This window comes from Anaerolineales bacterium (assembly GCA_019637755.1).
In the GTDB taxonomy this organism is placed as follows: domain Bacteria; phylum Chloroflexota; class Anaerolineae; order Anaerolineales; family UBA11579; genus JAMCZK01.
Map to the genome: position 1 here is coordinate 391921 of JAHBVC010000001.1, position 15588 is coordinate 407508.

General features: G+C 48.1%; 13 protein-coding genes. 7 read left to right on the forward strand and 6 right to left on the reverse strand.

Going from position 1 to position 15588, the window contains the following annotated elements; translation table 11 throughout:
* Positions 1-181 precede the first annotated feature (181 nt).
* From KF821_02055 to KF821_02075, 5 genes are all read right to left on the reverse strand, one after another.
* Entirely contained in the window at positions 182-565 is a 384-nt protein-coding gene (locus tag KF821_02055) for a gamma-glutamylcyclotransferase (protein MBX3004594.1), read from the reverse strand.
* Between the two features lie 56 nt (positions 566-621).
* On the reverse strand, positions 622-3765 hold the full coding sequence (locus KF821_02060) for a DEAD/DEAH box helicase family protein (GenBank protein ID MBX3004595.1): 3144 nt from the start codon (positions 3763-3765) through the stop codon (positions 622-624).
* Between the two features lie 3 nt (positions 3766-3768).
* A complete protein-coding gene (locus KF821_02065; protein MBX3004596.1) occupies positions 3769-6822 on the reverse strand; it encodes a site-specific DNA-methyltransferase in 3054 nt (1017 codons plus the stop codon).
* Between the two features lie 67 nt (positions 6823-6889).
* The gene (locus tag KF821_02070; protein MBX3004597.1) at positions 6890-7963 is read right to left on the reverse strand and encodes a Fic family protein; all 1074 of its coding nucleotides are present in this window, start codon (positions 7961-7963) and stop codon (positions 6890-6892) included.
* A 90-nt stretch (positions 7964-8053) separates the two neighbouring features.
* Positions 8054-8404 carry a DUF2958 domain-containing protein gene (locus KF821_02075; protein ID MBX3004598.1) on the reverse strand — a complete coding sequence of 117 codons (351 nt, stop codon included), beginning with the start codon at positions 8402-8404 and terminating at the stop codon, positions 8054-8056.
* Between the two features lie 36 nt (positions 8405-8440).
* On the opposite strand from KF821_02075, the gene KF821_02080 reads away from it, so the two are divergent.
* Both KF821_02080 and KF821_02085 read left to right on the forward strand, forming a co-directional pair.
* Positions 8441-9289, forward strand: coding sequence for a ParA family protein (locus KF821_02080; protein ID MBX3004599.1), 849 nt, complete (start codon positions 8441-8443; stop codon positions 9287-9289).
* Positions 9286-9687 (forward strand): hypothetical protein, encoded by a 402-nt coding sequence (locus tag KF821_02085; GenBank protein ID MBX3004600.1) that lies wholly within the window; start codon positions 9286-9288, stop codon positions 9685-9687. The genes KF821_02080 and KF821_02085 overlap by 4 nt, the downstream gene beginning before the upstream one ends.
* A 1054-nt stretch (positions 9688-10741) precedes the next feature.
* On the opposite strand, the gene KF821_02090 is transcribed toward KF821_02085, so the two are convergent.
* On the reverse strand, positions 10742-11797 hold the full coding sequence (locus tag KF821_02090) for a hypothetical protein (GenBank protein MBX3004601.1): 1056 nt from the start codon (positions 11795-11797) through the stop codon (positions 10742-10744).
* Positions 11798-11980: 183 nt separating this feature from the next.
* Between KF821_02090 and KF821_02095 the strand changes: the two genes are divergently transcribed.
* Genes KF821_02095 through KF821_02115 form a run of 5 tightly spaced genes read left to right on the forward strand, consistent with a single transcriptional unit; the run spans position 11981 to position 15530 of the window.
* Positions 11981-12226, forward strand: coding sequence for a hypothetical protein (locus tag KF821_02095; protein MBX3004602.1), 246 nt, complete (start codon positions 11981-11983; stop codon positions 12224-12226).
* A gap of 6 nt (positions 12227-12232) precedes the next feature.
* Complete coding sequence (locus tag KF821_02100) at positions 12233-12766, forward strand: hypothetical protein (protein MBX3004603.1); 534 nt, start codon at positions 12233-12235, stop codon at positions 12764-12766.
* 4 nt (positions 12767-12770) lie between these two features.
* A complete protein-coding gene (locus tag KF821_02105; GenBank protein MBX3004604.1) occupies positions 12771-13172 on the forward strand; it encodes a hypothetical protein in 402 nt (133 codons plus the stop codon).
* Positions 13169-14542, forward strand: a complete 1374-nt coding sequence (locus KF821_02110) for a DUF87 domain-containing protein (GenBank protein ID MBX3004605.1) — start codon at positions 13169-13171, stop codon at positions 14540-14542. Before KF821_02105 ends, KF821_02110 begins: the two co-directional genes overlap by 4 nt.
* A gap of 16 nt (positions 14543-14558) precedes the next feature.
* Positions 14559-15530, forward strand: coding sequence for a replication-relaxation family protein (locus KF821_02115; protein ID MBX3004606.1), 972 nt, complete (start codon positions 14559-14561; stop codon positions 15528-15530).
* The last annotated feature ends 58 nt before the right edge of the window (positions 15531-15588 follow it).

Consider the following 15588-nt stretch of genomic DNA (forward strand, 5'->3'; position numbering starts at 1 on the left):
TCTGTTAAATAACTGTCTCTGCTTCTGATATGGATGTTTGTGTCGCACAATGTTGCTTTTATGTCCTTGGTTACCAGGCCCAAGCTAATGTCGCGATTTGTATAACACCCGGCTCCAGGTCAGAAGGTAATTTTAATCGTCCTATAAAACAACAGACAAGACCTAAATCTTCGTTCGGGTTTTAACCCTTTGTTTCCATGCCTTCCAACATGACAATGTATTCGGCGGGCAATTCATGTTCTTTTGCGCCGCTAGTGATGTAAGCCATATATTCTGCAGTCGGTGGCGCTCCGGTTAGTTTGTCAGAAATGTAGGTCTCTGCATTTACCACCTTCCCATCAAGTTCGACTTGCATAGTTACGCGATCATATCCGTTTTCAAATGCATCAAGACGGCTAAGGTCGGCTTTGGAAATTTCGAAGACAACACCCCAAACTGTGTCACCTTCTGCCCTAAAAATATTGCCCTTACCGCTCCCGTCGGCACTTCGTTTATTACAAACAAATTTGTATCCGTCCAATGTGGCGCTACCAATTGGCTTGGCACTTGGGATGCGTTCCTGCATTCGACGATTCAGCATATTTGAGCCGTAAGCATATACATATGGCAATTTTTCCTCCATCACCGACTAATCTTGTTGAATATCTTTCCGATGTACCCATCTGGATCATCTTTTTGGAAGAGTATGTTCCGCTTCTCCCATTCTGCCTGACTCATGTTTTCCATTTGCAAAGGAACTTCATTTAGGGGTGTGCTCGAAACTATGAAGGAGTGCAAATGGACATTTTTATCGGCTAATTCTTTTTCAAGGGCTTTGATCTCCTCGAAAAAGGTGATCTTCGGATCCTCGACCCCGATATTTCTAATCCCTTTGGGATCAACGAACGCCACCTGCTGGATTCCTTCCTCCACAAGCCATAGGATAAAGTCGGGATAGAAATTACCAGCTTCGAAAAAGCCGATGCCGCTCCCGCGACTCCGGTTTCTAAGGAGATACATTTCCTTATTTGCGAACAGTGCAGCATTGGCCTCATAGAAATTCTTTAGATCAGAGACAAAAGTCATTTCTCCTTCATTCAATGCCACAGGCTTTATTTCCAACTCCATACCCTTGCCTAAATAAAGTAGTGGCTGATAGAGATGCTGACCAAACATAATCGATGCAAAGCGCTGATATTCAATCGACCGGAATTTTCCGCCGACAACCGCATCTTTTATCTCGTTTAATATTTTAATGATGTCGTGCCGCGACTTCTCTACCTGGATTCTGTATTCATCGAAGAAATTTGAGTCATCCGGTGAAAGGTCTTGGTACTCCAACAAATCGCTTTCCCACTTAGCTTTCTGGTACTTATAGTATGCATCCGCGTATTTCTTGAGCAGTGCCGATGCAATTTCTTGCCAACGGAAGACCTGCTCAAAACCCCGGAATTCCATTTCGTCCGGTGGGATATACAGTTGGTACCACGATCCATCTACTAATAGTTTCTCGATTCTTTCGCGTGGGATGCTCAGGTTATCCCAACCCCGCTCACCCTTGTAATCCTGTAAATCGAAATAGAGCTTATCAACGTCAAGGAATGCAATGTGTTTCGATTCAAACTTGCCCTTATTCAATAAGGCAACGTTTTCTTGACCTTCGAAGCTTGAAAGCGCCTGAACTCGCGGGTACCAATTAACACTGATGGGTTTGCGCTTTTGTCGCTCGTCTGGAATATCTAAAATAGGCGTTGGTGCGTCACGCTTGAAATCCTTGCCGTCTTTAACTTTTATGATCTTTAGCTTCTGCTTGCCAAGTGCCTTCACGACGGGCATAACAAACTCAACCTTTTGCTTGGCAGGTGCAACGCCTTCGTCGCGCAAGTATTCCTCGAATTGTCGCATGTAGTCGGCACGGACACCAAAGACATTTAGGGTCTCCACCAATGGGAGATTCGGAGGTGCAGCATCCTGGGTAGCGGTACTTCGTTTCAAACTGAAATTCTTACCCTTTAGGCGAACTCCCCGGCCGAATAACTGAATAATCTGCGTGCCTTCTCCCCTACCTACGTTGAGCAAACCCATGGTTGAAACCCGCCAACTATTCCATCCCTCCATAAACTTGCGAGAACCGACGAGGATGTTGATATTGGAATCAGCTTTGTCCAACTGTTGAAAAATCGATGTTGAAATAGGTTGTTCTTCGACGATCACCTGCTCACCAAAACCTTCCGCCATCTTGCACAAGCTATTGGCATCGCCTACGTTTACTATTCCAAAATACTCGTTATCTCCCAGGCGTAGACCAATCTCTCCAGCGGCGCCTTTAAGGTTTTCCATCACAAGCCTGGCGGGTTGTTCACTGTTAAACAACGCCAAAAGAACGGCGTTGTAAATTTCCGTGGCGCTATTTCCTAAAGAAGCTAAATACTGAAAGCTATTCTCAAAAATATCATTACGGTTCTGATCTAGCAGACCGGCTTTTCCCTTTAGGAAACCTTCTAACAATTCAATATTACGTTCCCGCTTTTCAGGCGAAGCGAAATCTGCAAGAAACAAGATGACATCCAAGACATCGGATACTTGCTGCTTATTTTGCTTTCGTATTGCATTGACGCTGCTTCCCACAAAGACCCAGAGCGGTTTTTCAATGAGGTATGCCTGAATTTGGGACGCGTTGCCTTGATACACCGCCTGCTGTTGATAAAAAGCCAAGAGGCATGCGCTCAGGTATCGGTAACGTTGTTCTTCGTCAGAATCGTCCTCCATATTAAGGATTCGGTATTCTTTTCCATAGCCGTCGCCGTAAAAATATCGATAGGAATAATCAAACAGGACACTTTTCGCATAAGCTTGTAACAACCCTTTGTCGGTTTTTACTGCCTGGCCGAAAGTCGCTGAATACTCGAACGAAAAGCCGTCCTCACAAAGCGCGTTACGGCGGCTCATCCAAGCGCCCTCACCCCCGCTGCTTGCTCCCGTGTGACCTTCGTCTACCATGACAAGGTTGCGGCCTTCAAAAGCGGCCACATTGATTGTTTTCTCTCCAGTAGTCTCAGCGAGCTTGTTAATATCAATAATTTCAACGTACCCGCCACCAGCGAAACTGCCCAGCGTTTGTTTTGAGAAAATGGTGGCGGCGATTTTCGACAAAGCGAATTCCCGTAGATGTTGTTCGGATAATCCTTCATTTGGAGTCAATAGAATCACCCGATTGATCTCCCTACTTCGCCGATGTTGCGTTAGATAATGCTGGTATTGCAGCAAATTGCAGTGCATTAACAACGTCTTACCACTGCCGGTTGCCATCCAAAATGCCAGTTTGTTTAGTTCGCTTTCGCGAAATGCTTCTATCTGGTCTACAACTTGCTTGCCCAAATTGAAGCCCTCAATCGATCTGTTGATTTCGATCAACAAAGACGACGGGTTTACAAAATATGCATCCAGGTAAATTTCTACAAGCAGAAGCGCTAAATACTGAAAGTATTTCAGGTGGAGAGTACGCCCTTCCCGCAAATTGCGATTCTCAGTGATCCGTTTCCAGTGGCGAACGATGTTCTGGTCGTATCTGAGCAAATCATCTTGGGAGATCTGGCTGGCAGCAAGGTGAGCCGCCAGCGCCTCGTAAAAATGGCTAGTTCCTTCTGAATTAAAACCTTCTAATTCGTCGCCGGAGAGCCAATTCTTTAGCTGCTCGAAATCGCTAACACCCAACCTATCAAAAACCCATCGCTGAAGAATGAGCTTTTGCTCGAACGGGAGACCATTGGACGCTTTGCGCGGCATTTATTAGCCTTCCCCAGTCTCTTCAAACATCAGACGATGAAAGGCTTCCTCAATTAAGTGTACGTTCCAAGAATCGTCTTTTGTTTTTGCATTAGCTAGGTTGTGATCACCGTTTACATAAATGTCAGTTACCTCAGATAGGTCTGAGGCAATTCCTTGTTTAAAAAATTTCGTCAAGGCCGCATTGTCCATTTTGGATACATCGCGCCACATGACCAAAACATTTCGGTCGTCTCCGGTGTTCCCACGAACAACGACCACGCCATCAAGGTATCGCATGGTTTTTACGTGCAAACCAAGCAAATAGTTGAAAGTTTCCACCAGGTCGACATTCTTAGCTTCGGCTTCACCCACAGTTCCATCAGCAATCAACATTTGATAGTCAAAAGGAGTATTGAACTTTTCAATATTTAGCAGGCTGCCCTTCGCCTCGACGTCCAGCATGTAGCGGAGGATAAAATCATTTCGAAAATCAGCGTTGCTATCTAATGCAAGTTGCTGATCCGCAGAACGGAACAATTGCAGGTTGTTAAGTGAGTCTTCGTAGCTTTCAAGTTTTATGTATTTAAAGGCATGGCTTATTCCTTCCCTCGCGATTGGTTTTCCATCCTTCCAGTCCCGCGAGTAGATCGCTTTTTCAATTCTAGGTTTTGTTACATCATCAAAGTATTTTCCCATTTCAACAAGGATATATCTTCTGCTTTCTCCATCCTCTCTCTCTAAATCAATCAGAGCATGACCAGTAGTCCCAGAACCCGCAAAACAATCAACGACGATGTCATCAGACGAACTTGAAACAACAAATAAAGAATCCTTTACTGTATACAATGATTTTGGAAACGAAAATACTCTTGCTTCTCCAAACATGTTCTGCAAGAGTTTTGTCCCGTGAGAGGACGCGTCATATTTGCTACCCACCCAGACCGACTTTGGGCGGATACCATCCTTAAGCCGATCAACAATTTGGACCTTCCAGGTGCCTTCCCTATTTCTAACAACTTGAATTTCACCCTTTTCGAGATGTTGCTGAAAAGATGGTGGGGTTTTACGCCAAACACGCTGTTTCCCATTGCTATCAATTGGTAGTATTTCTGCCCAACCCTTCTTTTTCTCCAAAGAAATACCATTTGTTTTCTCATCATAGAAAATGGGATAGTATGAGTTCGGACGCTCAAAAGGAGTCGAGTACCCTCCAGTTCGCAGGAAATCTCGCCATTTGAAAGCTCCTGCCGCATCCTCTTGCTTATAGGCTTGCTTCTGATCCTCCGTAAGCCCGAAAAAGTTGATTTCGACGCGTCCAGGATTCTTTGAAAAAATCAGTAAGTACTCGTGTGAGGTGGCAAGGAATTCGTCGTTGGTGCGCCCGGAGGGCTTGATTTCAATTACGAGATTCCCCAAATGGTTTTCTTTGCCAAAAACCAATTCACATAGATTAATTAAAACTGGCAATTCAAAATCATCGATGGCAACTTCAATAACCCCGTCCTCCTGAAGGAGATCACGCAATATCGACAACCTTTCAATCATCATGGCGGCCCAAGAGGAATGCTTGTATTCGTTCTTATAAAGGAATGTTTCCTCTACGGTATTGAATGGAGGGTCAATGTAGATGCTCTTGATCTGATTTTCGAATCTAGATTTCAGGAGAGTTGTAGCTTGAAAATTCTCACTTTGAACCATCACGCCATTCATTTGAGCATCGAGATTATCGAGTTTTTCCAACAACCTATACTTAAAGCCAACGTCAAAAAAGAATGTGTCAACAACCAAAAAGCTATTCGCTTTCAAAAACTCAGTTTTTAACGGTTCACTGTACTCAACCTTAAATAGATCGCCTTTCTTTATCTGATCAATTGAAAAAAGCCGAACCCATTCTTTTCTTTGTTGGTCGTTTGCTGCTATCTCGGAATAGAACTCTTCGGGAATGCGATCCAAGGTGATGCAATAGTTGGTTTCAACGACAAATTTCTTTTTGAGCCATAGCTTTTTCTGAAAGTCCTCGATCTGAGCGAGGAAATCAATCAGCCGGTGAGCGATTAATCGAATCACCCGAACCTTACTCAGGTATTGCTCAACTCGAGGGGCTGTTTCATTTTCAACATTATCGAGCTGCATAATCTCGTTCTTGATATAGAAATCGAGTTCACGGCGGAGGAATTTCCCCAGGTCTTTATGGATAAAGTAGTCCTGGGTGTTGCGTTTCGTGTAATCCTCAAGGTGTTTTTCTACTAACGTACGCTTGTTGTTTTTCTCTGTTGGCACTGGAGTCGCCAGTTCCAATAACACATCTTTTTTAGCTTTGTCTTTTTCCTTTTCCCTCAACTTATAAATCACTTCTATGGAGGCTTCGTTGCATTTAGTCTGGGATCGGCTCTGCTCATCCCCCTGAAAGTGGAAATGAAAGACAGGCTCATTGCCTAGCCAGGAAATAGGTTCAGCACTGAGGATAAAACGGCGCTTTTTATCTTCGGCTTCTTTGCGATTATCCTTTTCAACCTCGGCCTCGCTCAGCTTAAAATGAGCACGCTTTCCCGAAGGCAACTGGAAGGAATAGTCTCGAAAATGCTCCGTTGTTTTTACGTAAAACTGATCATGATTAGCCCAATGTAGTTTTACCTCCTCGCCCTCATAAGGAATGGCATACACGCCATCTTTGTAGCGGCGCTGTGAAATGAAGTCTCCTTCGTCATAGTAGCGGCTAAAGAAGTTGTATAGCGCAGAATAGACTTGGTTTTCAAGTTCAGTTAAGTCAACCGCGTAACTAGCTATTTCTTCACGGATTTTTCGAGCGGCTGGTGCTTCATCTGGGTTTTCCAACCCGGCTTTTTTTGCACTTTCAATAGCCTCAGCTAGCTGCTTTTCCTTCTGTTTTTTATCCAGAGAGTCATATTGAGAAAACGCGGTTTTTACCTGCCTCAATAGTTCTTCGTCTAGAAAACGGTTGATCTCGTCCCGCCGCTGGTTTATGACGCGATAAATCCCAAAATCCAGGTCGGCTTGGTTTGTTTGAAATAGCTCTTTGAGCAACCCCGATAGCTTTTCGAATTGTTTCGACATCTTTTACTCCTGCCTTGATTCTATGCGCATGGATAGTTCCTGTCCATCTTATAGATCAGAACGACACCTATTCAAGCAACCCCTTATACTTTTTTGCTAACCGATACTTTCGCGCTTTTCGCGACGGGTCAGCCACATCTAGCCATCCATCATTTACCCAGGTTGACATCAAGACTCTGGCTTGCCGGTCAGATACACCCAAGAGCCTTGCTACTTGGGATGACTGAATCAGATCTTGCTGAGCAAAAAGACCCAAAACTCTACGAGCACGGTGGTCGAGGTCATGAAGAAATCTTTGCTCGGCTGTAACTTTGCCACTGGCCTGAGTTAGGATCACACCTGCTACCTTTTCAAACACGCCAGCCATGCCTTTTAGAAAGTACTCCAGCCAGGGAGTGATGTCCGCTTTATTTCGCCCTTCGTAATAATTGTGATTAGGATGTGTGACTAAGGCTTGGTAATACCCATCTAAGTCCTGGGCGTAAAACTCTTCCAAAGAATAGAACTTGCCTAGGTCATAACCTCCCAGATACAAAATCCAAGTGGTCAGCAAGCGACCTGTTCGCCCATTGCCATCGTAAAACGGATGGATGGTTTCAAATTGGTAGTGGGCAATTCCGGCAACCACAGGTACCGGCACCTCTTTTACGGAATTATTGATCCAATCCAATAGTTCTTTAATAAGCTTGGGAACATCTTTGGCTTCTGGTGGCAGGTACACGATTTGCCCGTCGGTCTCTCGAATGACGTTCTGCCCGTCTCTGTAAGCCGAAGGGCGCGCTCGCCCACCCTTCATGATTTGTGCATGAAGCTTGCGCAATCTTTCCTCGGTGATTCCCTGCCCCTTCTCCACCCATTTCTCCATTTGCTGCAAAGCAAGGTAATAGCGCTCAACTTCTTTGACATCGCGTTCTCGCCCAGGAAAAAGTTTTCCCTGCTGGATAACTTGCTCTGTCTCTTTGAGGGTTAAGCGATTGCCTTCAATGCGGGTCGAATAATGAGTCGCCCGTAACTGTGCTTGGGTTCGTAGTTGCTCCGCTAAAGCCGGGGGCAGCACTACATGCCGCAATCGTTCCCGCGCGCTTTCAATCACTTGCAAATTCCGAACTATGGATGTGGTGAATTGAAAACGATAAGGCATCGGGTCAGTATAGCATCATTGCCGATAAATTACCGTTAATTTGCCGATAAGTTACCGATAAACCGCCGTTATTCTGCCAAAACTTTTAGGCTATTCATCCTCAAAATGTTTCCCGTGATGCGCTAATAAGTCTTTGAGTGTTTTTGGTTGATAGTGAATATCTCGCTCCACCGGCAATCCAAGCGGCCCGCGCACGGATTGAAGTTCTGAAAGCAGGAAATACCCAAGCTCAACATCCAGTCCTGCCACCAGCCCAAAGAAAGTGTCATCGCCGTCAAATTCACTGGCGTACCACGTCCAGTTGCTATCAGGTGTAAAGAATTTGACCAAGGCTTGAGCCATCAATCCCAATTCCTCATTGCTGTTCAAGGGAGGCAATTTTTCGCGGCTAGCTTGATCGAGTAGGTCTTTGCCAAACGGTTTTGCCGTTTCTTCTGACATGACCCGACAATAGCAAATCCATGCAGTATTTTCTAGTTGACAATCCCCTATTCGCCATGCTTTCATAATCAAAAGTACATATTGCTCTGTTGGCGGAAAACCCTTACCGGCTTTCGCTGGCTGAAAGAAAATATGATCGTTGCAGTTGCCACCCAAAAAGGTGGCACCGGAAAAACCACTACCTCGATTTCTTTAGCTGCTGGACTTGCCAGGCTCCACAATAAGAAAATCCTTTTGATTGATATAGACAGCCAGGCTAACACGAGCAAAGTGTTAGTACCTGACTACCGTTCGCTTCCCAAAGAACAAACTATTTGCGCTACTCTGCTTGATCGTGCGCCGTTGCCAGTCTTACAGTCAGCCGTGCCAGGCCTGGATGTCGTCGCCTCGCACATCCTATTGTCCAATGCAGACGTTGAACTAACGACTGCTAAGGATCACCGAGAAGCACGCTTGCGAGACCGTTTAGAGCCAATCAGAAGCCAATACGACCACATTTTTATCGACTGTCCCCCTGCGCTTGGTTGGCTGACTATCAATGCCTTTACCGCGGCCGACAGCGTGCTGGTTGTCGTCGAACCTGGCTATTTCGAGTTAGACAGCATTGTGCAACTGAATAAGACCCTGGCTGAGGTACGTGAGTTCTATCACCCCAGCCTGCATATCTTGGGCTACTTGTTTACCAAATCAGATCCAACCGTTAACAGCCGCGAGAGCCTCAAGCTCTTGCGCCAGGCATATACCGACAAAGTTTGCCGCACCGTCATTCCCCGCAATGTTTCCCTCAAGGATGCGATCTTCAACAAGAAAGATATTTTCGAATTTGAGCCAACATCAAAAGCTGCCCTCGCCTATCAGAAACTTATCGAGGAACTCTTTATATGAGCAAAAAACAACTCAATACTGAAAACGTCCTGAGTGAATTGACGGGCCAGTCGGCTTTCTTCCCCAAAGATGCTGAAACTCCAACACCATCAGATGAAGTCAAACCGAATACCCGACCGCCCGAACGGGCGACCGAGCGAACGATCGAACGACCGACCGAGCAAACGCCCGAACGGGTTATCGGAACTCCAGCCAGGCAACACCGGATCATCAGGCGCTACAGTTTTGAAGCCTATGATGATCAAGTAAGGCACCTCAAGAAAATCTCTTTAGAAGCCGAGATCGCGGGGGAAACACGGTCAATCTCTGAAATGATCCGCGAAGCCGTTGATAGCTATTTGAAAACCCAAAATGAAGTGAACCCGACCCAGCGTTCGACCGAACGCCCGAACGGGTGAACGGGCGACCGAGCGTTCGACCGACCGAGAAAAAAGACGGACTTGACAACCTTTTTTGCGTGTGCAATTAATAGATTACGCACATTTAAATCCACCTACTGAAGTAGAGATGACGACAAGCACCCAATGCATCGTCCTAGGCTGAGGAGCCGAACGAAAGAGGTAGGAGGTCGCGCCGCCGGAGAAAAAAGAACGGCAGGGGAGAGAGGAACACAAACGCCTCGGTTTCCCAAGGCGTCGTTACAAGTCTGATGGTCAAGCTAAGGAAACCTGATATGTAGCTTTAGCTTAACGATTTTGCGAAGCAAAATAAATCTTAGATTTTGTGAGGGGCGTTGTCAAGCAGTAACCCTTAAGCCTAGCTAGTCGATCTTCCTAAAAGGCAGAAGCAGAAAATCAACCAGCTAGAGGCGTCAAACACAAGCTTAAACCAAAGTACCAGATCGAACAGATAAAAAACCCACCTTGTTGGAGCAGGTATTGATAAAGGCGTTGAATGCTCTCAACAGGTGGCCTCAAGCCTTCGGGCATCGAGCCACTCGTCTTGAGCGGGGAGAGCCGCCTTGTTCGGGCAGGTTGCGGGGAAACCGCCCCGCGCCTTAAAATCGTGTGCCTGCGAATCCTGAAAACAAGGAACGGCACACCATTTCGGCATTACCTACCGCTCACCAAGGCGGTGCGTGTCGGGTTGAGGCCGAGGTGAAGCGTTTCGGCTCGACCCCGACCGCCAACTCTGCGCCTCTGGTTAACCGTCCTATAGCACGTCCGGTTTACCGCCTGGCGCTACGCTTGTTGCTCACCTCGCTCGCATCAAGCTAACGTGTTGGCGGTCGGCGTCACACAACGCCGACACGCACGCGGCCGACGGCATCTCCCCGAAACCCTCTGCCTGGCCGCGAAAATCCTTAAACCTTTAGCCTAGCCTCTTTAGCTTACCAGCCGCCTCGCCTTGTCAAGGACTTCGTCAAAAAGCAACTGCGCAAGTCCGCCTGCGGCGTCTCCTTGACAAGCCTGCGAACGGGCTGGAGTGTTGCCTTAGCTAGGCAGGAAAAATTTAGTTACCCACCGAGATATGCCAAGTTGCGCGCTCAATGTCCGAGAAATATTCTAGGGTGAAATAAAGATCTGTAACGCCTGGAGAGAATAAATCGTCAGAATCATACACAAAAGTCACGTCTGTGTAATTCCCGTAAGTGATGAAAATCTTCTCCCCCGCAGACACGATCTCATCCCAAGGCCCATAATCAAACCAGTTATTGATGGAGTACTTAACCCCAAGATTGTCTTCGAGGAAACCATTTTGGTTAGGGTCCCACCGAAAATAATGATCCTGGTTTGATTGATTCCACAACTCAACCAATAAAAAAATCCTTTCGTCATCAATGTGCCAGTCAAATAACCTAAACCAAAGATCACCTTCTTTATGCCAATCTTCAACTTCATAAACGGGTCCAAAATTTGGCGTGGCTGAAGATCGGGGAGTCAAGGTATAGGTCGCAGAGGGGAGAGGCGTGTCGCTCGGAACGCTTGTGGCTGATTGCGTTTGGCTTGGAGTCAAGGTTGGCGTTTCCTGAACTTCAACTACCGTTAGAGCAGGTTCTGTATCGGTTGCAATACTTTGCGGTTGAGCAAACGCGCCTTGAATAAGCGACAAGCCATCAAAGTACCAGAAGGCAGCGGCGACAACTACAAGCATGATCAATGTGAGCGGGAAACAAGCTAGCCGAGACCGTCGTCTGGGCGGAGGAACTAACTTGGGAGGCTCGGTAACCACCAAGGCTTTCATGGTCGCTTCGTCTTGGTCGATCAAGGCTTCGACCTCTGGCTCTATCTGGTCGACGATTTCAACGTCAGGCTCCACAGCTTGCGCTGCCTGCGGTTCAGATTGGACTAGCGGCCAGTATTCCTCGCGCAGCGTAAATGCCCTAGCCTTTGGCGGCAGGTGCATCAGACCAAGCTTCTGATAAATGTGCTGCATGTGCGACTTGACGCCTTTAACCGAAATGAAGAGGCGTTCGCCGATATCTCGATACAGAAGACCTTGGCAAAAAAGATCCAGGACTTCGCGTTCCCTGGCGGTCAATTGTCTAAAGCGTTCGATATGGTTCATATCTCTCCTGAAACAAAGGTTTAACAGCAGCCCTGCCGCAGGCTTGGACGCACCACAAAACTTAAACCTTTATTTCCACCTTAGTCCAATGATTTCAATTGTTCCTGCTGGTATTTTGTGGGCACCCTGCGATATGCCCCCATCAGGCAACGAAGGGATTTATACCACCGAAGGAGAAACCGCATGCAGCAAAACCCATTCGAAACGCTTCAGTTTGATCGCCGCCTGCGCGTTCGATTGTCACCTAGAGGTCTTTGGCTCCTGGCAGTTGGCGCGCTCTACCTGCTTTCGTGGTGGCTGTTATCGGCAGGCGCGCTGTTTTGGCTTGGATTGATTGCCATACTCATACTGTCGTGGGCGGCCAGCTTTGCCTGGCGTAAGGCATTGCACATCATCGACGTGCTCTTGCACCGGCTCGAAAGAATGTGAGGAGACATGAACGAACCTACCCTATACGATCCGAAAATCCATCTAGCTCAAAGCAAGCCCACCAAGGAGCTTATGCACTTGAGCATGCGTGAAGGATGGGTGTTTGCCATCCTGGGCATTGCCCCCATGCCCAATGAGCGCATTCGCATGTCCAAGTGGGAGATCGTGCCCGCCCATCTTGATACCTCTGAAATTCCGGCGCGTCCCCTCACGCGAATTCAAGCAATTTTCGCCGCCGGCATTCGCCCGAAAGGGTTCGTACTGGTGCACGAATTGCCTGACCAGTTGCCCGCCGGTGCTGCGGACATCATCGACGGCGAATACACGGTTATCAAACCCTATGAAATCACGCTCGACGTCGGCAAGGTGATCGACCTCGGACTGAAAGCTGTCGGAGCGATGGCAATGGCTACCATCGCGGTTGCGGGTGTTGTTCTGCCAGCCATGTTTGCGATGGGCAGCGCGCTGCTATTAGACCCTATCCTGGTCGCGGTCACGGAAGATAACGTGTGGATTGAGATTGATCGTTGGTACGAGTAATCAGATGGGCGGCAATCTCTTGATGGTAGTCTGCTTCTCAGTTTGCGGGGCTCTAGCCATTGGCGCGATTGGCATCCTTTTGAACTTTCCGCGCCTTTTGCAAGGGTTGCTCTTAGCGGTGAGATTGCTTCTGCGCGGTTCGTTCCAACTCTATGCTTTTAGTCTCAGCAAGCTTCGCCCCTTGATTTATTCAACCACCGGCCTTGATGTGCTGTCCCCGCATGCGCGAGTCATCTCGTGCACAGTGCTTTCCCTTGCGATTGGCTGCGGGTTTTTGGTTTGGCTTGGCTGGCACATTGGCTTCTGGTGGCTTGCCATCTTCACGGCTCATGGCTTACTGATCGGTTCCGTGTGGGAGCACATTGAAAACCCAGGCGAGTTTCGCCTGGGGGAGAGGATGCCATGAGCAAGGCGGCCGAGTGGCTGATGGGTGAGAGAGAAACCGCCTTCGGCTTCACAGACCGTGCAACCCACACCTATGTGGTCGGGCAATCTGGCACCGGCAAATCGCGGGCGCTTGAGTCTTGGGTTATGCAAGACATCCTCAATGGAAGGGGAGTGGGTGTTATCGACCCGCATGGAGATCTCTTCAACAATCTACTGACTCGCATTGCCATAAGACACCAGCTTCATGATCGCGTGGTGATCTTCGATCCGCTTGACCCGGATTGGATCGTCGGTCTCAACCCGCTTGAACCAGTCCAGGGCTTCTCCCAAGAGCGGATTGCGTTGTATCTTACCGACGTTGTGATCAAGGTTTGGAAATTAAAGCCGGAGAACGCACCGCGCATGATTTGGCTTTTGACCAACAGCTTTCTGGCACTTGCCAACCTCGGGCTGACCTTACTGGATTTGCAGCGCTTCCTGGTCGATAGCGACTACCGTGAAGAACTCACTGCGAAGCTTACCAACCAAGCTGTGCGCCATTATTTTGAGCGTGAATACCCCACGACCACCAAGTCTTCCCAGCAGTGGGCGACACCGATCCTAAACAAGCTAGGGAACCTGCTATTCGATCCGGACGTGCGAAGGATTTTCCAAAAGAAAAGCACAGTCAATTTTCGCCAAGTGATTGACGAGCAAAAAATCCTGTTGGTCAATGTGCCAAAGGGCATCCTGGGTGAAAGCCTCAGTTCGCTTTTGGCGGCGTTCGTAGTTGCGCACTTGCAAAAAGCAGCGCTATCCCGCGCCAGTTCACCTACCCGTCCACCCTTCTATCTGTACTTAGATGAGTTTCAAAACTACACCACCGACAATATTGCTGACATCCTGTCTGAAAGCCGGAAATACGCGCTTTCATTGATCCTGGCGCACCAATATTTGCAGCAACTCCCCGATGAGCTTCGCAGTGCAGTCCTCAATACCGCTGGCACGATTGTCAGCTTCAGGGTGGGCTACAAAGACGCTATGGAGCTAGCCAAGGAAATTTTCCCCCGCCCAGATTTCTTTCAAGCCACAGGCTTTCGGCCAAACCTGCGCGCCCCGTGGTTTTTGCCGGTGAGCTTTCCTGGCGAAAACAAACCCAAGGGTTGGGAGAGACCGGCGCGGGAGCTAGCAAGCCTCGAAAACCGCCAATTCTGGTCTCGCAAAAGAGGCAATCACCAACCCGTGAAACAACAAAGCTACTTCATGCCGGATCCAAAGCTCACGCCCGAACTGCAAAACCAGATTCAAACTTTGCGCAACATTAGTGGTCAGCGTTACGCCATCCCCAAATCAAAGTTGCAATCACATGAGCAATCTCTTGAACCAGACCCTCCACTTTGGACGACCTGAATGCTAGAGTGAAACGATGCAAGTTGAACAGAAACGCTTCGAAAGAAAAGTAGCAACGCCACCTATGCGCTTCCAAGTGCGTGATGGCGAAATTCTCGCCGCCATTCACAAATACGATGGTGTTCTTGCCAAGCGTCAAATCAAGGCGCTTTTCTGGCCTCAGGCAAGCCTACAAGCCATGGAACGGCGTCTGTCCTTGCTCTATCACACGGGCTATCTCAACATGCCGGATTTTGAGCAAAGACGCATTCATCCCATCTCTGAACCTATCGTCTGGCTTGGCTGGCGCGGCATTCTGTTTGTGGCCAGCCAGTTAGGCATCGAAGTTGACCCGCCAAAGCCCGTCAACGAAAACCAGCTGCGCCGACTTGAAAAGCGTTTGCGTGAGGCTGGTATGCGCTGGCAGCGCGAACCGCGCTGGAGCCAGTTAGCCCACGATATTGCCGTCAACGATTTTCGCCGGGCCGTCGAACAGGCGGCTGATCACTGGCCATCGATTTCCCTTGAGGAATGGATCCCCGAAGGTGACTTCCTCACCAATATGGACACGATCACGATTTCTGAAAGTGACAAGCGGCGCAAAGGCGTGCGACCGGACGGCTTTTTTATTCTGGTTGATCACTTGCGTCAAATTGACAATTCACCGGCAAAGGCACGATTCTTACTGGAGCTTGATAACAGCACCCATCCGCTCAATCGCTTCGGTCGGGATAAGGCGTTGTCAGGCTTGGCTTACATCCGAAGCAGTGCGTACAAGAAACGCTTCGGTTTCAATTCCGGCCGCTGGCTGGTGGTTTGCAAGAGTGGCGTCCGCATGCGCAATCTCAAAGCGCAAACGGAAAAAGTCTTGGGCAGACAAGCCAGCAATTTCCTGTTTACGACTTTCAACAAGGTCACATCCGCGACTGTGCTCAACGCACCTATTTGGTGGCGGGGCGGATCGAGTGACCTGATCGCGCTAGTCGGCAACATTGGAGTCAACCGTTGATTTTTGAGATTATTTTTTGCATGATAGTGGCTCGTCCCGCACGATTGCTTCAAAAGCA

Coding starts and splice junctions, on each gene's coding strand:
- KF821_02060 (MBX3004595.1), bottom strand. CDS start 3,765: ATGCCGCGCAAAGCGTCCAATGGTCTCCCGTTCGAGCAAAAGCTCATT.
- KF821_02085 (MBX3004600.1), top strand. CDS start 9,286: ATGAGCAAAAAACAACTCAATACTGAAAACGTCCTGAGTGAATTGACG.
- KF821_02115 (MBX3004606.1), top strand. CDS start 14,559: ATGCAAGTTGAACAGAAACGCTTCGAAAGAAAAGTAGCAACGCCACCT.
- KF821_02105 (MBX3004604.1), top strand. CDS start 12,771: ATGGGCGGCAATCTCTTGATGGTAGTCTGCTTCTCAGTTTGCGGGGCT.
- KF821_02075 (MBX3004598.1), bottom strand. CDS start 8,404: ATGTCAGAAGAAACGGCAAAACCGTTTGGCAAAGACCTACTCGATCAA.
- KF821_02100 (MBX3004603.1), top strand. CDS start 12,233: ATGAACGAACCTACCCTATACGATCCGAAAATCCATCTAGCTCAAAGC.
- KF821_02090 (MBX3004601.1), bottom strand. CDS start 11,797: ATGAACCATATCGAACGCTTTAGACAATTGACCGCCAGGGAACGCGAA.
- KF821_02055 (MBX3004594.1), bottom strand. CDS start 565: ATGCAGGAACGCATCCCAAGTGCCAAGCCAATTGGTAGCGCCACATTG.
- KF821_02110 (MBX3004605.1), top strand. CDS start 13,169: ATGAGCAAGGCGGCCGAGTGGCTGATGGGTGAGAGAGAAACCGCCTTC.
- KF821_02065 (MBX3004596.1), bottom strand. CDS start 6,822: ATGTCGAAACAATTCGAAAAGCTATCGGGGTTGCTCAAAGAGCTATTT.
- KF821_02095 (MBX3004602.1), top strand. CDS start 11,981: ATGCAGCAAAACCCATTCGAAACGCTTCAGTTTGATCGCCGCCTGCGC.
- KF821_02070 (MBX3004597.1), bottom strand. CDS start 7,963: ATGCCTTATCGTTTTCAATTCACCACATCCATAGTTCGGAATTTGCAA.